At 63.1% G+C, this 21,674-nt stretch carries 21 protein-coding genes; 14 read left to right on the top strand and 7 right to left on the bottom strand.

What is annotated here, in order from left to right:
- Positions 1–88 precede the first annotated feature (88 nt).
- The 3 genes from M3484_RS10375 to M3484_RS10365 all read right to left on the bottom strand — a co-directional run bounded on the left by M3484_RS10375 (position 89) and on the right by M3484_RS10365 (position 2,061).
- Complete coding sequence (locus tag M3484_RS10375; RefSeq protein ID WP_249496798.1) at positions 89–571, bottom strand: hypothetical protein; 483 nt, start codon at positions 569–571, stop codon at positions 89–91.
- Positions 572–726: 155 nt separating this feature from the next.
- On the bottom strand, positions 727–1,350 hold the full coding sequence (locus tag M3484_RS10370; protein ID WP_249496797.1) for a YdeI/OmpD-associated family protein: 624 nt from the start codon (positions 1,348–1,350) through the stop codon (positions 727–729).
- Positions 1,351–1,464: 114 nt separating this feature from the next.
- Positions 1,465–2,061: an OmpW/AlkL family protein gene (locus M3484_RS10365; protein WP_249496796.1), complete on the bottom strand. Its 597-nt coding sequence runs from the start codon at positions 2,059–2,061 to the stop codon at positions 1,465–1,467.
- A gap of 210 nt (positions 2,062–2,271) precedes the next feature.
- On the opposite strand from M3484_RS10365, the gene murD reads away from it, so the two are divergent.
- Positions 2,272–3,678: a UDP-N-acetylmuramoyl-L-alanine--D-glutamate ligase gene (gene murD, locus M3484_RS10360; protein WP_249496795.1), complete on the top strand. Its 1,407-nt coding sequence runs from the start codon at positions 2,272–2,274 to the stop codon at positions 3,676–3,678.
- 21 nt (positions 3,679–3,699) lie between these two features.
- Here the strand turns inward: murD and M3484_RS10355 are convergent, their stop codons facing one another.
- A complete protein-coding gene (locus tag M3484_RS10355) occupies positions 3,700–4,140 on the bottom strand; it encodes a hypothetical protein (protein WP_249496794.1) in 441 nt (146 codons plus the stop codon).
- A gap of 159 nt (positions 4,141–4,299) precedes the next feature.
- Positions 4,300–5,724, bottom strand: a complete 1,425-nt coding sequence (gene tldD, locus M3484_RS10350) for a metalloprotease TldD (protein WP_092896215.1) — start codon at positions 5,722–5,724, stop codon at positions 4,300–4,302.
- 184 nt (positions 5,725–5,908) lie between these two features.
- On the opposite strand from tldD, the gene coxB reads away from it, so the two are divergent.
- From coxB to M3484_RS10300, 10 genes are all read left to right on the top strand, one after another.
- A complete protein-coding gene (gene coxB / locus M3484_RS10345) occupies positions 5,909–6,868 on the top strand; it encodes a cytochrome c oxidase subunit II (RefSeq protein ID WP_092896217.1) in 960 nt (319 codons plus the stop codon).
- Positions 6,869–6,949: 81 nt separating this feature from the next.
- Positions 6,950–7,894, top strand: coding sequence for a heme o synthase (cyoE, locus tag M3484_RS10340; RefSeq protein WP_249496793.1), 945 nt, complete (start codon positions 6,950–6,952; stop codon positions 7,892–7,894).
- A 3-nt stretch (positions 7,895–7,897) separates the two neighbouring features.
- Positions 7,898–8,110, top strand: coding sequence for a cytochrome c oxidase system small membrane protein (locus tag M3484_RS10335; RefSeq protein ID WP_249496792.1), 213 nt, complete (start codon positions 7,898–7,900; stop codon positions 8,108–8,110).
- Positions 8,107–8,715: a cytochrome c oxidase assembly protein gene (locus M3484_RS10330; protein ID WP_249496791.1), complete on the top strand. Its 609-nt coding sequence runs from the start codon at positions 8,107–8,109 to the stop codon at positions 8,713–8,715. Before M3484_RS10335 ends, M3484_RS10330 begins: the two co-directional genes overlap by 4 nt.
- Positions 8,716–8,811: 96 nt before the next feature.
- Positions 8,812–9,678 (top strand): cytochrome c oxidase subunit 3, encoded by an 867-nt coding sequence (locus M3484_RS10325; RefSeq protein WP_092896225.1) that lies wholly within the window; start codon positions 8,812–8,814, stop codon positions 9,676–9,678.
- An 83-nt stretch (positions 9,679–9,761) separates the two neighbouring features.
- Positions 9,762–10,427 carry an SURF1 family protein gene (locus M3484_RS10320; protein ID WP_249496790.1) on the top strand — a complete coding sequence of 222 codons (666 nt, stop codon included), beginning with the start codon at positions 9,762–9,764 and terminating at the stop codon, positions 10,425–10,427.
- Between the two features lie 12 nt (positions 10,428–10,439).
- Positions 10,440–11,834 (top strand): threonine synthase, encoded by a 1,395-nt coding sequence (gene thrC, locus M3484_RS10315; protein ID WP_092896229.1) that lies wholly within the window; start codon positions 10,440–10,442, stop codon positions 11,832–11,834.
- Positions 11,835–12,005: 171 nt separating this feature from the next.
- Positions 12,006–13,265 (top strand): M16 family metallopeptidase, encoded by a 1,260-nt coding sequence (locus tag M3484_RS10310; protein WP_249496789.1) that lies wholly within the window; start codon positions 12,006–12,008, stop codon positions 13,263–13,265.
- Entirely contained in the window at positions 13,265–13,855 is a 591-nt protein-coding gene (locus tag M3484_RS10305; RefSeq protein ID WP_092896233.1) for a GNAT family N-acetyltransferase, read from the top strand. Before M3484_RS10310 ends, M3484_RS10305 begins: the two co-directional genes overlap by 1 nt.
- Before the next feature lie 122 nt (positions 13,856–13,977).
- On the top strand, positions 13,978–15,390 hold the full coding sequence (locus tag M3484_RS10300; RefSeq protein ID WP_249496788.1) for an FAD-binding oxidoreductase: 1,413 nt from the start codon (positions 13,978–13,980) through the stop codon (positions 15,388–15,390).
- Between the two features lie 17 nt (positions 15,391–15,407).
- Here M3484_RS10300 and M3484_RS10295 read toward each other — a convergent pair whose 3' ends face one another.
- Both M3484_RS10295 and M3484_RS10290 read right to left on the bottom strand, forming a co-directional pair.
- On the bottom strand, positions 15,408–15,941 hold the full coding sequence (locus M3484_RS10295) for an adenine phosphoribosyltransferase (protein ID WP_092896237.1): 534 nt from the start codon (positions 15,939–15,941) through the stop codon (positions 15,408–15,410).
- Between the two features lie 32 nt (positions 15,942–15,973).
- The gene (locus tag M3484_RS10290) at positions 15,974–16,870 is read right to left on the bottom strand and encodes an S-methyl-5'-thioadenosine phosphorylase (protein WP_249496787.1); all 897 of its coding nucleotides are present in this window, start codon (positions 16,868–16,870) and stop codon (positions 15,974–15,976) included.
- 273 nt (positions 16,871–17,143) lie between these two features.
- Here M3484_RS10290 and M3484_RS10285 point away from each other — a divergent pair, with 273 nt between their 5' ends.
- The 3 genes from M3484_RS10285 to ptsP all read left to right on the top strand — a co-directional run bounded on the left by M3484_RS10285 (position 17,144) and on the right by ptsP (position 21,312).
- Entirely contained in the window at positions 17,144–18,403 is a 1,260-nt protein-coding gene (locus tag M3484_RS10285) for an aspartate kinase (protein WP_092896239.1), read from the top strand.
- A 69-nt stretch (positions 18,404–18,472) separates the two neighbouring features.
- Positions 18,473–18,892, top strand: a complete 420-nt coding sequence (locus M3484_RS10280; RefSeq protein WP_249496786.1) for a hypothetical protein — start codon at positions 18,473–18,475, stop codon at positions 18,890–18,892.
- 176 nt (positions 18,893–19,068) lie between these two features.
- Complete coding sequence (gene ptsP, locus M3484_RS10275) at positions 19,069–21,312, top strand: phosphoenolpyruvate--protein phosphotransferase (protein WP_092896243.1); 2,244 nt, start codon at positions 19,069–19,071, stop codon at positions 21,310–21,312.
- Positions 21,313–21,674 lie beyond the last annotated feature (362 nt).

Here is a 21,674-nt window from a genome sequence, read left to right as displayed (position 1 = left end):
GCTTTCCCTGACGGTGAACCTTGCGTTCTTTTGTTCCCCCGGGGCCGTCAGGTCCGGACCCGGGGGGCTGCATCCCTGTCATGCGGGATCAGTTTGAGCTGAGGCAATCCGCGGTGGCGATCACGGCATCACGGGTTCCCGTGAGATCAAGCAGCGCCACCTCGCCGTCGGAATTTGACAGGCTCAGCGTATTTTTCAGCGCCAGATCCGTAATGAATTCCTCATTCTCGATCAGCACGATAATGCCGCCGATCTCATGGTCACTCACGCCATGGCCATCGGCCTCCCATTCCTGGCCATCCAGATCGATGGTCATCGGATAGGCCTTGCCATCGGAAATATCGGTCCAGTCGCTGTTGAACACGGCCATGAAAGCCGCATCTTCTTTGAGATCAAAGCCGACCTGAACGATTGATCCGTCCTCGAACGCGGACATCATATAACAGCCGCCGCCCATATTCGCGTCGCGGTAGATCTCCCAGCCGCCTGCCTCGCCGACCACTTCTGCGGCCTGGCCCGGCGCGAGCGACACCATCAGAGCAATGCCGGCAAGCGTAAAATTTCTGAACATTATATTAATCTCCTCTGAGTATGAGAGGATGTCTGGCATCGGCTTTGGGTTCCCGCAAGGGGCGAACTCCCTCTCATCCGGTATCGTTCTGGTTTGCATCACCGGCTCAGTGTGCTGATCCGACCTTGCCTGATCTCCGGCGGGGAGGGGCGGTCTCAGCGATCCAGCGCGCCTTTGCCGGCAAGGATCTTCGGGCGGAATTTCTCGATCCGTGCGATCCGCGTGGCCGATGTCTTCGCACCGCTCAGGTTGAAGGCGTAGCTTTTCTGCCGCCCCGGGGTCAGCGCGTGGAACGCCTCGGCCAGCTCCGGATCGGCGTCCAGCGCTTCGACAAGTTCATCCGGCAATGCAATCTCGCTGACCTTGCGGGGCGGCCGCAGGCCGGCCTCCGCATAGCCCATCGCCTCGCGCAGATATGCGGTGATCACCGGCTCCAGCGCAGTTACCCGGGTATTCTCGGTGAAGCGGATCATATCGGGGTGTTTCGTATTCGGCCCCTGGCGTTCAAGCACGCCATCGGGGTCTTTCATCAGCGCGGCGTTGAAGAAGCTCAGCCGGAAATCGCCCCTGAGCGCGCCGATGATCGCGATATTGCGGTCGGCATGGACATAGCAGGGATGGCCCCATTTCACGACCTCTGCCAGACCGGCGGCCCGGCAGATCCGCCGCAGCTCTGCCAGACCTGCCGCCCAGAGGCGGGTCGAACAGTCCGGTGTCGAGAATCGCGGGCAGCGCCCGCAGCCGAGAGTGAAATAATCCTCGATTTCGGAAATCATCATCGGGCTCGCCTCCTGCAGCTGGCCCGCCCAGCCTGGCAGATCCGGCCGCGCAATGCAAAAAGGGGCGGCAAAACTGCCGCCCCTTCCGCTTCTGATCCCGCCGGGTGACGAAGATCAGAATTTCATCACATAGGAGACGCTGGCGACCAGCGGATCGATCTCGGTCTTGCCGATTTTCGTTCCGTTCAGCAGCACATCGCTGTCGATATCGATATAGCGGATATCGGCGCGCAAAGCGGCCTTTTCGCTGATCGCGTAATCCACGCCGATGGTCGCGGCGAGGCCGAAGCTCTCCCTGATCTTCAGCGTGCCGAGCGAGGATTTCTCTTCGAAGAATTTGGTGTAATTCACCCCGAGCCCGACAAAGGGCGTGAATTTGCTGGTGGTCGGGATATGCCAGTTGACGCTGAGGGTCGGCGGCAGCTGTTTGGTCGAGCCGATCTCGCCCAGCCCGGCCAGGCTGATATCATGTTTGAAAGGTGCTGCGGCCAGCAGCTCGATCCCGATATTGTCGCGGATGAAATATTCCAGTGTCAGGATCGGGCGGGTGTTCTTGCCGATGCTCGAATCCATCCCGGCCAGAGCGCCGTTATTGTCCTTTGGCGCGACGGTTCCGATCCCGAAGCCGAGGGTGATGGTACCGGCTTCCTGCGCAAGGGCAGGGGCGGCGGTGACGAGAGCGGCGAGAAGCGCGGCGGAGAGATGTTTCATACCCGTTACTTTCTGTTTTCAACACCAGCAGGACTAGCCTGTCGCAGCGATGGGGCATTGACGCAGGTCAAAATGGCGGTTTTCGGGGCTGCGACAGATTGGCTCACCGGGGCGCCATCTTGCGCCTGCCGGGGCACTGGCGCATTGTCGGATGCGGAAAATGGCGCCCTTCCGGCGACGGGGGCGGGGCAGAAATGGCAGGCGGCAGAAATGATTGCGGTACGTGGCTATCAGGGGCAGAAGGTTGCGGTTCTGGGGCTGGGGCGGTCTGGCCTTGCCACGGCCCGGGCCCTGATCGCGGGCGGCGCCGAGGCGCTGCTATGGGATGACAGCCCCGAATCGCGCGGGCTGGCCGAGGCCGAGGGCTTTGCCCTTACCGATCTGACGCGCAATGCGGCCCTCGAAGGTGTGGCCTGCCTTGTGACTTCGCCCGGGATCCCGCATCTCTACCCGCATCCCAATCCGATCATCGCCCGCGCGCTCGAGCTCGGGGTGCCGGTCGACAATGATATCGGCCTTTTCTTCCAGTCCTGGGGTGGGGGCGAATGGGAAGAATTCGACCAGGTCCCCAAAGTTGTCTGCGTCACCGGCTCGAACGGGAAATCGACCACCACGGCGCTGATCCATCATATTCTCGAAGTCGCGGGCCGCCCGACCCAGATGGCCGGCAATATCGGAAAGGGCGTGTTGTCGATCGACCCGCCACGTGATGGCGAGGTGCTGGTGCTGGAGCTTTCCTCCTACCAGACCGATCTGGCGCGCGCGCTGACGCCGGATGTGGCGGTCTTCACCAATCTCTCGCCCGACCATCTGGACCGCCATGGCGGCATGGGCGGCTATTTCGCGGCCAAGCGCCGGCTTTTCGCCGAGGGCGGGCCGGATCGTGCGGTGATCGGTGTCGATGAGGTCGAGGGGCGGTTTCTTGCCGGGCAGATGGCGCAGGGGTCGGGCGATGACCGGGTGATCCGGGTATCGTCGGGGCAAAAGCTTGAAGGCTTTGCCTGGTCGGTTTTCGCGCGCAAAGGCTTTCTGGCGGAATGGCGGCGCGGGCGGCAGATGGCATCCGTGGATCTGCGCGGCATTTCCGGCCTGCCGGGCGCACATAACCACCAGAATGCCTGTGCGGCCTGGGCGGTGGCGCGGACCCTGGGGCTTGCGCCGAAACTCATCGAGGGGGCTTTGCACTCTTTCGCAGGCCTTCCCCATCGCAGCCAGCTGGTGGGCGAGCGGACAGGGGTGAAATTCATCAACGATTCAAAGGCCACCAATGTCGACAGCGCCGCAATGGCGCTGCGCGCCTTCCCGAAAATTCGCTGGATCGCGGGCGGGATGGGCAAGGATGGCGGCATTGCGAGCCTCGCGCCGGATCTTGCCCCTGTGGTGAAGGCCTATCTGATTGGCCATTCCGCCCGCGATTTCGCGCTGCAGATCGGCCAGACCCCGCATGAGATCTGCGAGACGATGGAGCGCGCGGTCACCCGTGCGGCGGAAGAGGCAGAGCCGGGCGAGGTGGTGCTGCTTGCACCCGCCGCGGCGAGTTTCGACCAATATCCGAATTTCGAAAAACGCGGCGAGGATTTCACCCGGATCGTGCGGGCGCTGCCAGGGATCGCTTAGCCCTGATGGGCTTTGCCGCCCTCAGAACGCGTTTGGTCTGAGCAGCGCCAGCGTGAAGCGGTGAAAGGTTGCAAGAATCGCACCAATTGCGATCAGCGTCAGGATGCCCGTGGTCATTGCCGCGCCGCCGCCAAGGAATGCGCCCCAGATCACGGCGCTCAATGAGCCATAAGCCCCGTATTTGCATAACATCGCCGTGCCGATGCCGATGGCCACCCAGAAGGGGCCCAGGATCAGCGGTGAGAGAAAAAGCAGGTAAAACAGCATCTGGAGTGCGGATTGGTCCGGGCCGCCGCTCTGGCCGGGACTTTGACCGGCGCCTGGCCCTACAGCCAGATCCATGAGGATCCAGCCGATACCACCGACCAGGGACGGCACCAGGCACCAGGCCAGCGTGGTGAGGGTCAGCGTCTTCGCCCCGATAAGACGCATCCCGCGCGGGGCAGACACGAAAAGGCTCACGTTACGCTCTCCGAAATCACTGTCACTGTTACTGGCGCCCTGACCGATCCGCTGCACTGACAGTGCCATAACGGCCCGGCGATGTCAGGCCGGGTTTTTCGACGGGCGCAGATGGCCCGTCGCCGCATAGAGACGCCGCCGCATGATCCTGTCGCCGCTTCAGCCCGCCTTCTGGCCTCCGATTGTCAGCCCGCCGATCATCAGCGTCGGCTGCCCCACACCCACCGGCACCCATTGCCCGGCTTTGCCGCAATTGCCGATGCCGGGGTCAAGCTGCAGATCATTGCCGATGGCGCGGATGCCCTTCAGCGCGGTCGCCCCGTCTCCGATCAGCGTGGCCCCCCGGATTGCCTCACCGACCTGGCCATTCCTGACCCGGTAGGCCTCGGTGCAGCTGAACACGAATTTGCCGGAGGTGATATCGACCTGGCCGCCGCCGAACCCCACCGCCCAGATCCCGTCTTTCAGATCGGCCAGAACCGCCGCCGGATCATCCTTGCCCGAAAGCATATAGGTATTGGTCATGCGCGGCATCGGGATATGGGCATAGCTTTCGCGCCGCCCGTTGCCGGTGGGGGCCACACCCATCAGCCGCGCGTTCTGACGGTCCTGCATATAGCCGACCAGCACCCCATCCTCGATCAGCACGTTTTTACCCGAGGGCGTGCCCTCATCATCGAAAGTCAGCGAACCGCGCCGGTCCGGGAGCGTGCCGTCATCGAGCACGGTCACCCCTTTGGACGCGATTTGCCTGCCCATCAGCCCGGCAAATGCCGAGGTCTGTTTGCGATTGAAATCGCCCTCAAGCCCATGGCCGATCGCTTCATGGAGGAGGATCCCCGGCCAGCCCGGGCCGAGCACCACATCCATCATCCCAGCCGGTGCCGGCACCGCCGTCAGATTCACCCGCGCGATGCGGATCGCCTCGGTGATGGCCGCTTTCCAGTTCGCGGGCGCCAGCAATTCCGCCAGACCATGCCGGCCACCCCCGCCCGAAGATCCGCTCTCGCGCCGGCCGTTTTCCTCAAGGATCACCGAGACATTGAGCCGCGCCATCGGGCGGATGTCTGACAGCCGCAGCCCTTCGGGGCGCAGGATCTCGACCTCCTGCAGGCTCGCGGATAGCGAGGCTGAAACCTGGACGACACGTGCATCCTGGTCGCGGGCAAAAGCGTCGATCTCTTTCAGGATGTCGATTTTGCCGGCGAAGGAGGTGTCCTCCAGCGGGTCAACCGCCCGGTAGAGATGGTGATTGGTGCCCGGGGGAGGGGGGGCCAGCACACCGCCGCCATCCCCTACCGCCAGCCGTGCCGTGCCGACCGCGCGCCTGAGCGCATGTTCCGAGATTTCCGTCGAATGGGCATAGCCCGCGACCTCACCCCGGACGGCGCGCAGTCCGAACCCCTCGCTTGCATCATAGCTGGCATTGCGGATGCGGCCATCATCTAAAACGAGGCTCTCGCCCCGCCGGCGTTCCAGAAACAACTCGCCGTCATCGGCGCCGGCAGTGGCCTCACGCAAAAGGCCAAGCGCGGCAGACTCGTCAAGTTTTTCCTCGAAAGGGCGGAAAGGGGCGGTGCTCATTGGGTATGTCCTTGATTCAGGTCAACCAGGCCGGGCTGCGACATCATGGTTTCTCTTGTCGTCCTGCGCCCAATATGGTTTGAACGACAGCGGAAACAATGGGATTCCTCACCGCTTCGTGACAGGAGGGGCAGGGTTTCCTCAAGGCAGCGGCAACAGGCCGCACCCAGAAGCGGGACGAGACATGCGTGTGATCACCACTCTGAAGGGCGCTGCCCTTGCAGGTTTTGCGGCACTGGCCTCCGGGTCGGCCATGGCACAGACCCTTGAAATCATTGGACAGCCTGTCGACCGAGGGGTGAATTTCCAGACCGCCGCGACCGAGCTGGCGCATGACAAGCACTTCCTTGACGACATGGTTTTGTGGATCATCACGGTCGTGACCATCTTTGTGATGGCGCTTTTGCTGATCGTGATCCTGCGCTTCAACAGCCGGTCGAATCCGGTGCCGCGCAAATTCACCCATAACACGCCGCTGGAAATTGCATGGACCCTGGTCCCGATCATCATCCTGATCGTGATCGGCGTCTATTCGATGCCGGCGCTGAAAAAACAGCAGACCTTCCCCGAAGGCGATGTGGTCATCAAGATCACCGGCAACCAGTGGAACTGGAGCTATGAATATCCGCAGATCCTGGATGAAAGTGGCTCGGCCCTTGCCTTTGGCAGCTTCATGATCGGCGGCAATGCCTGGGATCAGACGCTGGAAGACGGGCGCAAGCTGGTCGGCAACGGTACCCTGACCGCCGATGCCATCGAAGGGCTGGAGCGCGCCGGCTATACCAAAGACCAGTTCCTTTTGGCGACCGATACCGCGATGGTGGTCCCGGTGAACAAAAAGATCCTGCTGCAGATCACCGGCTCGGACGTGATCCACTCCTGGACCATCCCGGCTTTCGCGGTGAAACAGGATGCTGTCCCGGGCCGTATCGCGCTGGCCTGGTTCGAAGCCGACCGCGAGGGTATCTTCTTTGGTCAGTGCTCGGAACTGTGCGGCAAGGACCACGCCTATATGCCGATCACGGTCAAGGTTGTCTCGCAGCAGGCCTATGACGCCTGGGCGAAAGAGGCGGCCGCGACGGGCGAAGTTGTGCTGGCCAATACGCCGGCGGCTGATGCCTCGGTTTCGCTCGCGTCGAACTGAGACGTCTGCGGCAGAATGAACCCCAGGGCAGGGGCCGGGCGACAGCCACGGCCTCTTTGCGCAAGGTGAAGGTGGAGTGGAATGAGCAATACCGGCTCATATGAGCGTGCAGACCGCGCGCCTGGTGAGGGCAGTTTCGGCGATTACGTGCAGCTGCTGAAGCCGCGTGTGATGTCGCTGGTGGTCTTTACCGCGCTGGTCGGGCTCCTGGTCGCGCCGGTGCATCTGCACCCGGTCGAGGCCTTTTCGGCCATTCTCTTCATCGCGCTTGGCGCCGGAGCCTCGGGCGCGCTGAATATGTGGTGGGATGCCGATATCGACGCAGTGATGCGGCGCACCCAGTCGCGCCCTGTCCCCTCGGGCCGGGTCGAGCCGGGCGAGGCGCTCGGGATCGGGCTGTCAATGTCGGTGCTTTCCGTGCTGATGCTGGGGCTTGCGACCAACTGGCTGGCGGCGGGGCTGCTGGCATTCACGATTTTCTTCTATGCCGTCATCTATACGATGTGGCTGAAACGCTGGACGCCGCAGAACATCGTGATCGGCGGCGCGGCGGGGGCCTTCCCTCCGATGATCGGCTGGGTGGCGGCGACGGGCTCGGTCGGGCTTGAGGCCGTGCTGATGTTCGCGCTGATCTTCATGTGGACGCCGCCGCATTTCTGGGCGCTGGCGCTGTTCATCAACAGCGACTACTCCAAGGCGAAAGTGCCGATGCTGACCGTGACCCACGGCAAGAAATCGACCCGCGCCCATATCATCGTCTATACGCTTCTTCTGACCCCGGTGCCGCTCTGGGCCGCGATGACGTCGATCGGGGGACCGCTGACGCTGGCGGTGGCGCTGATCCTGAACGCGATCTTCCTCATCGGCGCGGTGATGATCTGGCGTCGTGACGAGGCCACGGCCGAGGCCGATGGCTACCGCGTCGAGAAGCGCTTCTTCGCCTTCTCGATTCTTTATCTTTTCCTGCATTTCGGTGCATTCCTGGCCGAGGCGGCTTTGCGCCCCTATGGTCTCGGAGGCTGGTGAGACATGGCGCTGCAACCCACACATGAACTTCACAAACGGCGCTTTGGCCGCAATGTCGGCGTGGCGGGGCTGCTGCTTGCCTTCGTCGTGCTGGTCTTCGTTCTGACCATGGTGAAAATCCAGCGCGGCGAGCCGGTGCAGGGCTTTGACCATGTGCCGGTCGCGGAACGCGCGGCGGCTGCCCCCTCAGCCCCGGCAGGGGAGGCAGCACAATGAGCGGTCCTCAGCCCGGACGTCAGCATAAGAAAACCGGTCTGATCCTTGCGGGGGTGGTGCCGGTGATGCTGGGTCTGTCATTCGCCGCAGTGCCGTTTTACGACTGGTTCTGCCGGGTTACGGGCTTTGGCGGCACGGTGCTTGTGGCGCCTGAGCCGTCTTCCGCGATGATCGACCGCGAGATCACCATCCGCTTTGACGCCTCGCGCGCCTCGGGCATGCCCTGGGAGTTTCGCCCCGAGCTGACCGAGATGAAGGTGAAGATCGGCGAGAATGCGCTGGCCTTTTACGAGGCCTATAACCCGCTCGACACCGTCACCGCCGGGACTGCGAGCTATAATGTCGCCCCCTATGCGGCGGGTGGCTATTTCGTCAAAGTGCATTGCTTCTGCTTTGAACAGCAGGTGCTGAAACCCGGCGAGCGGGTGATGATGCCGGTGAGCTTCTATGTCGATCCGTCGATCATGGATGATCCCGAAGGCAAGGTGCTGAAAGAAATTACGCTGAGCTATACGTTCCACACGACGCCCGTACCCGACGGCTATGCGGCGTCAGAGGTCAGCCCGGCAGTGGCAGAGACGGCACCCGCCGTCGCAGCCAATTGAGACAGACGTGAGAGACGGCGCGCCCGGGCGGCGTGCTGAATTTACGAAACTGAAATAAGACGCCTGTTAAAGGATACGAGGGAACGGATACCGGCCATGGCCCACGCAAAGAACCACGATTACCATATTCTGCCACCGTCGATCTGGCCTTTCGCGCTTGCGGTCGGCGCCTTCATCATGCTGTTCGGCGGTGTGCTCTGGCAGGGCGCCCGGGTCGAGGTGCTTGAGACCAGCAGCGCGCTTCTCAAAGCCACCGCCCATAATCCCTGGGTCTTCCTGATCGGCCTTGCGATGGTGCTTTACTGCATGTTCGGCTGGTTCTCGGCGATGACCAATGAAGGCCAGACCGGCGACCATACCCCGGTCGTCCGCATCGGCCTGCGCTATGGCATGATCCTGTTCATCATGTCCGAAGTGATGTTCTTCTCGGCCTGGTTCTGGGCCTTCTTCAAGATCAAGCTCTTCCCGCTGACCGAAGGCTACCCCTGGGTCGATGGCACCTGGCCGCCCGCCGGCATCGAGACCTTTGATCCCTGGCATCTGCCCTTCATCAACACGCTGATCCTGCTTCTGTCGGGCTGTGCCGTTACCTGGGCCCACCATGCCCTGACGCATGAAAACAACCGCAAGGACATGATCAACGGGCTGATCATCGGGGTTGCGCTCGGGGTAATCTTCACCTTCCTGCAGGCCTATGAATACAGCCATGCCGCCTTTGGTTTCGCCAATAACGCCGAAGGCGCGCCCTCGGTCTATGGTGGCGCTTTCTACATGGCGACCGGCTTCCACGGCTTCCACGTGATCATGGGGACGATCTTCCTCTTCGTCTGCCTGATGCGCGCGGTGAACGGCCATTTCACCCAGGCGAACCATGTCGGCTTCGAGGCTGCGGCCTGGTACTGGCACTTCGTCGATGTGGTCTGGCTCTTCCTCTTCTTCGTGATCTATGTCTGGGGCCAGTAAGCCCCGCCATTGTGACTGATCCTGGCGCGGGCTCCCGGAACGGAGCCCGCGTTTTCCGTTCCGAAGACCAACAGGAGGCCCCGATGCGGCAGATCCTTTTCGCGCTGGTAATCGGCGTTCTCGGCACCGGGGTGCTTGTCCGGCTCGGGCTGTGGCAGCTGGAGCGGCTGGACTGGAAGGAGGCGATGATCGCCGAAGCGGCCGCGATGATGGCCGAAGCCCCGGTGGCGCTGCCGCAGCAGCCTGACCCCGCGCGTGACCGCTACCGTCCCGTCACGGTTGCAGGCAGCTTTACCCAGGATGAGGCGCATGTCCTGACCTCGACCCGAGATCAGGGGCCGGGCTACCGCATCATCACCGCTTTCGTGACCGAAGACGGCCGGCGGATCATGATCGACCGCGGCTATGTGCCGGAAACCGCGCGCAAGACCCTGCGCCCCGGTCACGCGGCCAGCATCACCGGCAATCTGAACTGGCCCGATGACATGACCTCTTCGACGCCCGCGCCCGATACAGTGGCCAATCTCTGGTTCGGCCGCGATGTAGAGGCGATGGCGGCGTATCTCGGGACCGAAAAGGTCATGGTGATCGCAAGCACGGATACCGGCGATGGCGTCACCGCGCAGCCGGCAACGGCGGCTTTCCGCAATGATCATCTCGGTTATGCGGTGACCTGGTTCGGTCTGGCCCTTGTCTGGGCGGGGATGACACTCTACTGGCTCTGGCGTATCAGGGCGCGCAAGGTCTGAAGGGCGGAACTCATGCGATATATCTCGACACGCGGCCAGGCGCCGGTTCTCGGTTTCGGCGAAGCGATGATGACGGGCCTCGCCCGCGATGGCGGCCTTTACGTCCCCGAGACCGTGCCGCATTTCACCCATGAGGGCATCGCGTCCTTGCGCGGCCTCTCTTACGAGGATCTCGCCTTTCGGGTGATGAAACCGTTCATCGGCGATTTCTTTGCGGATGATGAATTCCGTGCCCTGCTGGCAAAGGCCTATGCCGGTTTCGGCCATAATGCCCGCGCGCCGCTGGTGCAGCTTGGCCCGAACCATTTCCTGATGGAACTGTTCCACGGCCCGACGCTGGCGTTCAAAGATTTCGCGATGCAGATCATCGGCCAGATGATGCAGGCGGCTCTGGCCAAAACCGGCGAACGCATCACCATCGTCGGCGCGACCTCGGGCGATACCGGTTCGGCCGCGATCGAGGCCTTTCGGGGCCTGAAGAATGTCGATGTCTTTATTCTCTTCCCGCATGGCCGCGTCTCGGAAGTGCAGCGCCGCCAGATGACGACGCCGTCTGAGGCCAATGTCCATGCGCTCGCGGTGGAGGGCGATTTCGACGATTGCCAGGCCCGGCTGAAGGATATGTTCAACGATTTCGACTTCCGTGATGGCGTCCGTCTCGCGGGGGTGAATTCGATCAACTGGGCGCGGGTGCTGGCCCAGGTGGTCTATTACTTCCATGCTGCGCTCGCACTTGGCAGCCCGGATCGCGAGATCAGCTTCACCGTGCCGACCGGCAATTTCGGCGATGTTTTCGCGGGCTTTATCGCGCGCGAAATGGGGCTGCCGATCAAACGGCTGGTGATCGCCACCAATGAAAACGACATCCTGCATCGCTGCATGGAGACCGGCGCCTATACCAAACATGGCGTTGTGCCGACGATCAGCCCGTCGATGGATATCGAGGTCTCGTCGAATTTCGAGCGCGCGCTGTTCTGGGCGCATGGCAGGGATGGTGCCGCGATCCGCGAGCTGATGGCAGAGCTCTCGACCAATGGCGGTTTTTCCCTGTCGCAAAACGCTATGACGGCACTGACCAATGTCTATGACAGCGGCGCGGTGGATGAGGCGGGGACCTATGAGACCATCGCCACGATGCTAGCCGAGACGGGCGAGCTCCTCTGCCCGCATTCCGCCGTCGGTGTGAGTGTCGGAACAGTGCAGCAAAGGCACAACCCGGAGGTGCCGATGGTGACGCTTGCAACCGCGCATCCCGCGAAGTTTCCCGATGCCGTGGCAAAGGCAACCGGCATCCGCCCGGGCCTGCCGCCGCGCATGGCCGATCTCTTTGACCGGCCCGAGCGCGTGACTCGGGTGCCAAATGATCTTGAGGCGCTGAAAACCCTGATCCGCGCCAGGCTTGGCTGAATGCGGATGCCTCCGGCAGGAGTATCTGAGGCAGGAGGAGGCCGCGATTTCCTCCTGATGCAAATATTCCGGGGGAGGCTGCCGAAAGGCAGAGGGGGCAGCGCCCCCTTTTCTCATGCTTGCCCCGGGTGTAAGACGCCCCGATTGTCCCGCTTGTGAACGGAACCAGCCTTGACCGTCCAGATCCATACGCTTTCCAACGGATTTCGCATTGTGACCGAATCCATGCCTGGCCTGAAATCGGCCTCGGTGGGGATCTGGGTTGGTGCCGGGGGGCGGCACGAAAGCGTGGCCCAGAACGGGGTTGCGCATTTTCTGGAACATATGGCCTTTAAGGGCACCCCCTCGAGGTCCGCGCTGCGGATCGCCGAGGAGATCGAGGATGTCGGCGGCTATATCAACGCCTATACCTCGCGCGAAATGACCGCCTATTACGCGCGCTGCCTGTCGGAAGACGTGCCGCGCGCGCTGGAGGTGATCGCGGATATCGTCCTCAATCCGCTGTTCAACCCGGATGATATCGAGACCGAACGCCATGTGATCCTGCAGGAGATCGGGCAATCCAATGACACGCCCGATGATGTCATTTTCGACTGGCTGCATGAGGTCAGCTATCCCGGTCAGGCGTTCGGGCGTACGATTCTGGGGCCGGAAGAGCGGGTCTCGGCCTTCGGGCGCGAGGATTTCCTTGGCTTTGTCGCGCGCCATTACGGCCCGGACCGGATGATCCTTTCGGCTGCCGGGGGCATCAGCCATGCTGAGATCCTGCACCGCGCCGAGGCCCTCTTTGGCGGGCTTGCCCCGGTCGGGGCCGACGCGCCCGAGCCCGCCCGGTTTACTGCCGGCGAAAGACGGGAAGAAAAAGATCTCGAACAGGCGCATTTCGCGCTCAACCTCGAAGCGCCGGGCTTTCGCGATCCCGAGGTCTGGGCCTCGCAGGTCTGGACCACGGCGATGGGCGGCGGCATGTCCTCGCGTCTGTTCCAGAAGATCCGTGAGGAGCGCGGGCTTTGCTATTCGATCCACGCACAGCCGGCCGCCTATGAGGATACCGGCCATGTCACCATTTATGCCGGGACTTCGGCGGCCGAGATCGGGGAACTGGCCGAACTGACCGTTCAGGAACTGAGGCGTTCGGCAGAGGATATGTCAGAGGCAGAGGTCGCGCGGGCAAAGGCGCAACTGACGGCGGGGCTGGTGATGGGGCTGGAAAGCCCGTCCTCGCGCGCCGAGCGCAATGCCCGGCTGCTCGCGATCTGGGACCGGGTTCCCGACCTAGACGAAGCGGTTTCGAAGATCGGAACGGTCAGCCTTGAGGCGGTGCGCGCGCAGGGCGCGCGGGTCTTGCAGGGGCAGGCGGCGGTGGCGGTCTATGGACCGATTTCCCGTGCGCCCTCGCTTGCGGATATGATGGCAGGGATGCGGGCATAATGCTTGGCCTGGCGCGCAGGGTCAGGATCGAGACCGAGAGGATGACGCTGCGCCTGCCGATCCATGATGACTGGCGGCAATGGAGCGCGCTGCGCGCCGAAAGCGAGGGGTTTTTGAAACCCTGGGAGCCGGTCTGGTCGGATCAGCATCTGTCGCGGCGCAGTTTCTCGGGCAGGGTATACTGGGCGCGGCGCGCTGAGGCGCAGGGGAGCGCGCTGCCCCTTGTCATGCTGCGGCGCGAGGATCAGCGCATCGTCGGCTCGATCACGCTCGACAATATCCGCCGGGGACCGGCGCAGACCGGGACGCTGGGCTATTGGGTGGGCGAAGCTTATGCGCGCCAGGGCCTGATGCGGGAGGCGATCCTGGGTGTTGTGCATCACGCCTTCACCCGGATGGATCTCAGCCGGATCGAGGCGGCCTGCCTGCCGGAAAACCTTGCGTCCAGGGGCGTGCTGGAGAAGACCGGCTTCAAATATGAGGGTGTGGCGCAGGCCTATCTGCAGATCAACGGGCGCTGGCGCAACCATGTGCTTTATTCCGCTCTGCGCGCGGACCGGCGCGGACGGACAGATGTGGGGCCAGCCTGAGACTGGCCAATACCGGCCCGCTGCCATGACGCGATGCCGGAGTTTTTCAAAAACTCCGGACCGATTTCTGTACAGAAATCGGGCGCGCGACGGGGGCGCCGGAGGGAAGAGGAGACGGGGTTTTGCTCAATCCGGCGGATGAGGCTTTTATCGGGCAGCTCAGGTCGCATTTGCCCGAGGGGCGCCTGCGTGCGGCAGAGCCGCGGCATCTGACCGAGCCGCGCGGCAAATGGCAGGGCCGGCCCGGGCCGCTTGCGGTCCCGAAAAGCCGCGAGGAAGTCTCGCAGATCCTTGCTGCCTGCAATGCGGCTTCGGTGCCCGTTCTGCCCTGGGGGGGCGGCACCGGGCTGGTGTCGGGTCAGGTCATGCCCGAGGGGCCTGTGCCGCTGATCCTGTCCCTTGAGGCGATGGCGGGCCTGCGCGGTCTCTGGCCCGATGAGAACAGCATCACCGTTGAAGCCGGGATGACGCTCGCTGCCGTTCAGGAAGCAGCCCGCGCCGCCGGCCGGATCTTCCCGCTCTCGCTGGCCTCCGAAGGCACGGCCACGATCGGCGGCAATCTTGCGACCAATGCCGGCGGCACCCAGGTGCTGCGCTATGGCACCGCCCGCGAACTGTGCCTCGGGATCGAGGCGGTGCTGGCCAGTGGTGAAGTGATTTCTGGGCTCAGGCGGCTCCGGAAGGACAATACCGGCTATGATCTGCGCGATCTGATCGTGGGTTCGGAAGGCAGTCTTGCCGTGATCACCGCCGCCAGTCTGCGCCTGTTCCCGACCCCGAAAAAGCGTGTGGTCGCCATGCTGGCCGTGTCATCCCCCGAAGCGGCGCAGGCGCTGCTCCGGCTTTCCGAGGCAGATCTGGGCGGTCTGGTATCCGGATTCGAACTGATGTCACGTGCAGGGTTCGATTTTCTTGCCGAAACCGGGTTTGATCTGCGCGCGCCCTTTGATCCGCTGCCTGACTGGCTGGTGCTGATCGAACTGGGCCTTCCCGGCGCAGTTGACGCAGAGGCCGCAATGGCGGGCCTGTACGAACAGGGCGCCGAACTCGGACTTGTGCTCGATGGTGTGATCGCGACGTCCGAAGCCCAGGCCGACCATCTCTGGGCCCTGCGCGAGACCATTCCCGACGCAAATCGCCGCCTTGGCTCGATTTCCAGCCATGATGTGTCGCTGCCGCCCGGAGCAATCCCGGATTTCATCCGGGAGGCCAGCGGCCGCCTGACAGGACTGGCGGATGTAAGGATCAATTGCTTTGGCCATCTCGGCGATGGAAATCTGCATTTCAACCTGTTTCCCGCCAAAGGCCGCAGCCGCAGTGACTATGCGGGGCAGGCGCCGGCGCTGTCAGATCTGGTACATCAGATGGTTGACGCGGCCGGGGGCAGCATATCGGCCGAACATGGCATCGGGCGGCTGAAAACCGGAGACCTGCAGCGTTACGGCGATCCCGGCCGACTGGCGGCGATGCGCCGGATCAAGACGGCGCTTGACCCGAAAGGCATCCTCAATCCTGGTGCGGTGCTGCCGCTCTGAGCGCGCGTCGGCCCGCGTCACAGACCCTCAAAGGCGCAAAGGCAGCGGACATCCATCCCGAGCGCCTCGAGCTTTTTGCGCCCGCCCAGATCGGGCAGATCGACCACGAAAGCACAGCCGATCACCTCGGCGCCGAGCCGTTCGATCAGCGAAATCCCGGCCGCCGCTGTGCCGCCGGTGGCCAGAAGGTCATCGACCACCAGCACCCGCTCGCCGGCCAGAAGCGCATCCTCATGGATCTCGACCACCGCCTCGCCATATTCCAGCTGATAGGCCTGACTTATGGTCTGCCCGGGCAGTTTGCCCTTTTTGCGCACCGGGACAAAACCGGTCGACAGCTGATGCGCCACCGCGCCACCAAGGATGAAGCCGCGCGCCTCAAGCCCCACCACCTTGTCGATCCGCATCCCGGCCCAGGGCGCGAGCAGCTGATCGACACACATGCGAAAGCCGCGCGGATCGGCGAAGAGCGTGGTCACATCGCGAAACAGGATCCCTTCATGCGGGAAATCGACAATGGTGCGGATATAGTCGCGGACGGTTTTTTGCATCTCTGGTCTTCCGGTTACAGCAGGCGACCCGCTTACAACAGGCGGCCGGCGACCGCGTCAAGCTTCGCCACCAGCTTTGGGTCACGTTTCGCAGGGGCCGTCATCAGCGCGATCTGCAGCGCCTGGTCACAGCCGCAGGGGCAGGGCGCCCGCCCGGTGCCAAGCGCCGCCGGCAATGCGGCCACGACCTCGCGCGCTTTGGCGGCATTGCCGGTCAGCGTCGCGATCACCGCCGCCACATCCACCGCATCATGGTCAGGATGCCAGCAATCGTAATCGGTCACCATGGCGAGGCTCGCATAGCAAAGCTCTGCCTCGCGGGCGAGCTTTGCCTCGGGCATCGCGGTCATGCCGATCACATCGGCGCCCCATTGCCGGTAAAGCCGGCTTTCGGCCAGGGTCGAGAATTGCGGTCCTTCCATCGCGATATAGGTGGCACCGCGATGGAGCGTGATTCCCGCAGACAGCGCCGTCTCCGCCACCAGATCGCCAAGCCGCGCACAGGTCGGATGGGCAAAGCCGACATGGGCCACGAGCCCTTCGCCGAAGAAGCTTTTTTCGCGGGCGAAGGTGCGGTCGATGAACTGGTCCACCAGCACAAACTCCCCCGGTGCACGGTCCTCGCGCAGTGATCCCACCGCCGAGACGGCCAGGATATCGGTGCAGCCGATCCGCTTAAGCGCATCGATATTGGCACGATATGGCACCGAGGACGGGCTGTGGACATGGCCGCGCCCGTGCCGGGGCAGGAAGGCAATCGGCAGCCCGCCGAGCCGCCCGACCAGGATTTCATCCGACGGCGCCCCCCAGGGCGTTGTGACGGTGACCCATGAGGCGCCCTCGAGCCCGTCGATCTGATAGACACCCGAGCCGCCGATGACGCCGATCATGGTGTGACCGGTTGTGGTCTGCCCGGGAATATCCTGCATATCTTTGTCCTTCCTGATGCCGGCCAAAAGCTAGCGCCCCTGCCGCATTGCGGCAAGAGATCCTGCACAAGGGATCCGGGTATTCGGGTCAGCGGAAGATCAACTTCCTCCTGAAGAAAATAGTTCCGCCGGAGGCATCCGACGATTCCCATCGGGAAATGCCGCCAGCCCCTTGCGCCTGGCGCGCCCGGGTTATAGGAAACCGGCGATTTTGGCGGGTGATTGTGACCCCGCCTTTGGGCAGAGCCCCAAAAGGGCCTCGGGGGGGTGCAGATGCCGCTTCTGGTAATGAAATTCGGGGGCACATCCGTCGCCGATATCGACCGTATCGCGAATGCCGCGAAGAAGGTGCAAAAAGAGGTCGAGCGCGGCTATGACGTGATCGTCATTGTCAGCGCGATGTCCGGCAAGACCAATGAACTGGTCGGCTGGGTCGAGGGTACTTCAAAGCTTTATGACGCGCGCGAATATGATGCGGTTGTGGCTTCGGGCGAAAATGTCACCGCCGGTCTGATGGCGCTGCGCCTTCAGGAAATGGGCGTGCCTGCGCGGTCCTGGCAGGGCTGGCAGGTGCCGATCAACACCACATCGGCGCATAGCTCGGCGCGGTTCGTTTCGATCCCGCGCGAAAACCTTGATGCGAAATTCGCCGAAGGTTTCAAAGTTGCCGTGGTTGCGGGCTTCCAGGGGATCTCGCCCGAGGGGCGGATCACCACGCTGGGCCGGGGCGGCTCGGACACGACTGCTGTTGCCTTTGCCGCCGCTTTCGGGGCCGAGCGCTGCGACATCTATACCGATGTTGATGGCGTCTATACCACCGACCCGCGCGTGAGCTCGAAGGCGAAGAAGCTCGACAAGATCGCCTTTGAGGAAATGCTGGAACTGGCATCTCTGGGCGCGAAAGTCCTGCAGACCCGTTCGGTTGAGCTGGCGATGCGCTACAAGGTGCGCCTGCGTGTGCTGTCCTCCTTCGAGGATACCGACGAGAACTCTGGAACCCTGGTCTGTGACGAGGAGGAAATCATGGAATCGAAAGTCGTAAGCGGCGTCGCCTTCTCGCGTGAAGAGGCGAAAATCACCCTGTTCACCATCGAAGACCGTCCGGGCGTAGCCCAGGCGATCTTTGGCCCGCTGGCCGAGGCCGGGGTCAATGTGGACATGATCGTCCAGAATATCTCGGAAAAGGACTATGACGAGCGCCATAGCGGTGCCGTCACCGATATGACCTTCTCCTGCCCGATCAACCAGGTCGAGCGCGCCAAAAAGGCGATGGAAGAGGCGAAGGCACGCGGCGAGATCGCCTATGACGAGCTGATCATCGACACCGATGTGGCCAAGGTCTCGGTCGTGGGTATCGGGATGCGCAGCCATGCCGGAGTTGCCGCGCGCACCTTCAAGGCGCTGGCGGCGGAAGGGATCAATATCAAGGTCATCGCGACCTCTGAGATCAAGATCTCGGTGCTGATCGACCGGAAATATCTGGAGCTGGCCGTTCAGGCGCTCCATGACGCTTTCGAGCTGGAAAAGGCCTGAGGCATCAGGCAGGAAAGAGTTACTGAAGCCGCACCGGTCCGGTGCGGCTTTTTCATATATGGTGAATTTATGAAGAAATTCTCAGGGATTGCAGCCGTTTTGACGCTTGCGGCCTGTATCGGCCCGGATGGAAGCTCCGGTTTGGGTGCTGATCGCAGCCAGCAGGTCTTTACCTTTACCATGAATGGCGGCGGCAAAGGCAGCAGTTGCAGCGTAACCGGTGCAGGCGGTCAGGTTTCCAGCGGCACCAATTATCTGGGCGCACCCTATGTGACGATACGCGGCAATGTGCGCCAGGGCGTGATTTTCTGCCAGGACGCGGCAGGTGGGCGCTATAGTACTATGGTCAACCAGCAATCCCCTGCCGGTCTGCGCAATGTGGAGGCAAGCGCCTCTGTCATTGGGATGCGCCGGGATGCCTATCCGGTGCGGATGCTGGTCAGCGGTGGCGCGCAGAGCTTTTATCGCGCCTTTGTCAGGCTGCGCTGACGCCGGTCGCCGCGCGGGTCTGCCCGGCTGCACAGCCTGTGATCTGCCCCTTCTTCAGGCTCTCCCGGTCAATCGCTGCGCTGCGGCGTCGAGCAACCGTTCCGTTTCCCGCAATCATGTGGTCTAAGGGGCGCAGACGCTTCGCAATTCCTGAAACCGGAGGTCGCGCCCCGATCATGCCCGAACGGACCGAGAGTGAGAGCCGCAGGCTGCTGCGGCGGTTGCGCGATGTGCTGGCCATGCCTGGAAAAGGCCAGGACAGGCTGGATCGCATCACCCATCTGATCGCCGATTCTATGGCGACCGAGGTCTGTTCGATCTATCTTTTCCGCGATGAGGAAACGCTTGAACTGTTCGCCACCGAAGGGCTGAAGAAATCCGCCGTCCACAAGACGCGGATGCGGCTGGGCGAGGGGCTGGTGGGGCGCGTGGCGCGCACCGGTCTGCCGGTGAACACCGCCGATGCGCCCGCGGAAAAAGGCTTCCGTTTCATGCCCGAGACCGGCGAAGAGATCTTTTCGTCTTTCCTCGGCGTGCCGTTGCAGCGGGTGGGTGAGAAGCTGGGCGTGCTGGTCGTGCAGTCGAAAGAGGCGCGGGTGTTTTCCGAGGACGAGCTGGATGCGCTGGAAGTGGTGGCCATGGTGCTCGCCGAGATGACGGAACTGGGCGCCTTTGCCGGCGATGATGGCGGCGGGCGTCCGATCCACCGCCAGTCGTTGATGTTTCGCGGCACCTCGGGCCAGGAGGGCGCTTCCGAGGGCAGGGTCTGGCTGCATGAGCCGCGGGTGGTGGTGACCAACCCGGTCGCCGATGATCCTTTGCTGGAAATCGACCGGATCCGCAATGCGGTGGGGCAGCTCCGCATTTCGATCGATGATCTGCTGGAGGCCGAGCAGCTTGACAAGGACCAGAAGCAGGTCCTGGAAGCCTATCGCATGTTCGCCCATTCGCGCGGCTGGCTGAAGCGGATGGAGGAAGACATTACCCTTGGCCTTTCGGCCGAGGCGGCGGTTGAAAAGGAACAATCGGCGGCGCGGGCGCGGCTGGAACAGGTGCCGGATGCATATTTGCGCGAACGCCTGCAGGATCTTGATGATCTGTCGAACCGGCTTCTCAGGATCCTGACCGGCCAGGGCGCGGATACCGGGGCGGCGATGCCGGAAAACCCGATCCTGATTGCCCGCAATATCGGCCCGGCGGAACTGCTGGAATATGGTCGCCGGCTGAAAGGCGTGGTGCTGGAGGAAGGCTCGGTCGGCTCTCATGCCGCGATTGTCGCGCGCGCTCTGGCGATCCCGCTGGTGATCCATGCCGAAAGGATCAGTGCCGAGGCACTTAATGGTGATAACATCCTGGTGGATGGTGATCAGGGTATCGTGCATCTTCGGCCCGATGAGACCGTTTCGCGCGCCTTCCGGGACAAGATTGCCATGCAGGCCGAAGCCCAGAAACGTTACGCCTCGCTGAAAGGCCTGCCGGCCCAGGCGAAATGTGGTGCGGTGATCTCTTTGCATATGAATGCCGGGCTGATGGCGGATCTGCCGAGCCTTGAGGGATCGGGTGCCGAAGGGGTCGGGCTGTTCCGCACCGAATTGCAGTTCCTGATCCGCAACAAGATGCCGAAACGGGCCGAGCTCGCCTCGCTTTATACCCGCGTGCTGGAGGCGGCCGGCGGACGGCGGGTCGCGTTCAGGACGCTCGATATCGGGTCGGACAAGGTCCTGCCCTATATGAAGCCGAATGACGAGCCGAACCCCGCAATGGGCTGGCGCGCGATCCGGGTGGGGCTGGATAAGCCGGGCGTTTTGCGTATGCAGATGCAGGCGCTGATCCGGGCGGCGGCGGGGCGGCCGCTGACCGTGATGTTCCCCTTCGTCGCGGAATATGGCGAGTTCATGCAGGCGCGCGCCCAGGTCCTGGGCGAGATCCACCGTGAGAAATCGCTGGGTCATCCGGTGCCGGAGACGCTTGAGATCGGCGCTATGTGCGAGACGCCTTCGCTCGCCTTCGCGCCGAGGGCGTTTTTTGATCAGGTGGATTTTGTCTCGGTCGGGGGCAATGACCTGAAACAGTTCTTCTTTGCGGCAGATCGCGAGAATGAACGGGTGCGCAAACGCTATGACACGCTGAATGTCAGTTTCCTGACCTTCCTCGAGCAGATCATCGCGCGCTGCGCCGAAACTGCGACGCCCTTGTCATTTTGTGGCGAGGATGCCGGGCGGCCGGTTGAGGCACTGGTTCTGGCGGCGCTTGGTTTCCGGTCGCTGTCGATGCGGCCGGCCTCGGTCGGGCCGGTCAAGGCGCTGATCCGCAGTGTCGATCTGGGCGAGGTGCGGGCAGTGATCGAGGCGGGGCGTGCGGCGGGGGATGAAACGATCCGGCCGCGGCTGATGGCCTGGCTGGCGACGCAGCCGACCTGACCAGAAGGGTTGAGCAGGCAGCACCCGGGAAAGGGAGGGGGCCAGCCCCCCTCGCGGCCAGGGCCGCTCTCCCCCCGGGATATTTAAGGACAGATGAAAATGGCTGCGGGGAAGCCGGAGCCGCAATGGCGCGGGATGCAGGTTCAGGACTATTGTGGCTGATCATAAGAAGGTCCTGCCGCACCTGGGCGTGTGCCCGTCGAATTCCGTGATAAGCTGCGGCATGGTCTTGTGGCGGAGTGGTTTCGCGAAACGCTGGCCTGGACTTTCTGCTCCCCCGTGCCGGGGACAATGACGGCATCCGGACCGAGGCGGCCAGTGCCCCGCTGTAAGCGGCGCGCGATATATAGCCGGCCCGGGGG

This window comes from Pseudomonas sp. GX19020 (assembly GCF_023371075.1).
Taxonomy (GTDB): domain Bacteria; phylum Pseudomonadota; class Alphaproteobacteria; order Rhodobacterales; family Rhodobacteraceae; genus Pseudogemmobacter.
Note: the sequence above shows the minus strand (reverse complement) of the source record. Positions and strands in the feature narration are given on the sequence as shown.

Excerpts from the sequence above, each read along its gene's own strand:
- M3484_RS10375 (WP_249496798.1), bottom strand. The coding sequence starts at position 571 with ATGTTCAGAAATTTTACGCTTGCCGGCATTGCTCTGATGGTGTCGCTC.
- M3484_RS10370 (WP_249496797.1), bottom strand. The coding sequence starts at position 1,350 with ATGATGATTTCCGAAATCGAGGATTATTTCACTCTCGGCTGCGGGCGC.
- M3484_RS10365 (WP_249496796.1), bottom strand. The coding sequence starts at position 2,061 with ATGAAACATCTCTCCGCCGCGCTTCTCGCCGCTCTCGTCACCGCCGCC.
- murD (WP_249496795.1), top strand. The coding sequence starts at position 2,272 with ATGATTGCGGTACGTGGCTATCAGGGGCAGAAGGTTGCGGTTCTGGGG.
- tldD (WP_092896215.1), bottom strand. The coding sequence starts at position 5,724 with ATGAGCACCGCCCCTTTCCGCCCTTTCGAGGAAAAACTTGACGAGTCT.
- coxB (WP_092896217.1), top strand. The coding sequence starts at position 5,909 with ATGCGTGTGATCACCACTCTGAAGGGCGCTGCCCTTGCAGGTTTTGCG.
- cyoE (WP_249496793.1), top strand. The coding sequence starts at position 6,950 with ATGAGCAATACCGGCTCATATGAGCGTGCAGACCGCGCGCCTGGTGAG.
- M3484_RS10335 (WP_249496792.1), top strand. The coding sequence starts at position 7,898 with ATGGCGCTGCAACCCACACATGAACTTCACAAACGGCGCTTTGGCCGC.
- M3484_RS10330 (WP_249496791.1), top strand. The coding sequence starts at position 8,107 with ATGAGCGGTCCTCAGCCCGGACGTCAGCATAAGAAAACCGGTCTGATC.
- M3484_RS10325 (WP_092896225.1), top strand. The coding sequence starts at position 8,812 with ATGGCCCACGCAAAGAACCACGATTACCATATTCTGCCACCGTCGATC.
- M3484_RS10320 (WP_249496790.1), top strand. The coding sequence starts at position 9,762 with ATGCGGCAGATCCTTTTCGCGCTGGTAATCGGCGTTCTCGGCACCGGG.
- thrC (WP_092896229.1), top strand. The coding sequence starts at position 10,440 with ATGCGATATATCTCGACACGCGGCCAGGCGCCGGTTCTCGGTTTCGGC.
- M3484_RS10305 (WP_092896233.1), top strand. The coding sequence starts at position 13,265 with ATGCTTGGCCTGGCGCGCAGGGTCAGGATCGAGACCGAGAGGATGACG.
- M3484_RS10295 (WP_092896237.1), bottom strand. The coding sequence starts at position 15,941 with ATGCAAAAAACCGTCCGCGACTATATCCGCACCATTGTCGATTTCCCG.
- M3484_RS10290 (WP_249496787.1), bottom strand. The coding sequence starts at position 16,870 with ATGCAGGATATTCCCGGGCAGACCACAACCGGTCACACCATGATCGGC.
- M3484_RS10285 (WP_092896239.1), top strand. The coding sequence starts at position 17,144 with ATGCCGCTTCTGGTAATGAAATTCGGGGGCACATCCGTCGCCGATATC.
- M3484_RS10280 (WP_249496786.1), top strand. The coding sequence starts at position 18,473 with ATGAAGAAATTCTCAGGGATTGCAGCCGTTTTGACGCTTGCGGCCTGT.
- ptsP (WP_092896243.1), top strand. The coding sequence starts at position 19,069 with ATGCCCGAACGGACCGAGAGTGAGAGCCGCAGGCTGCTGCGGCGGTTG.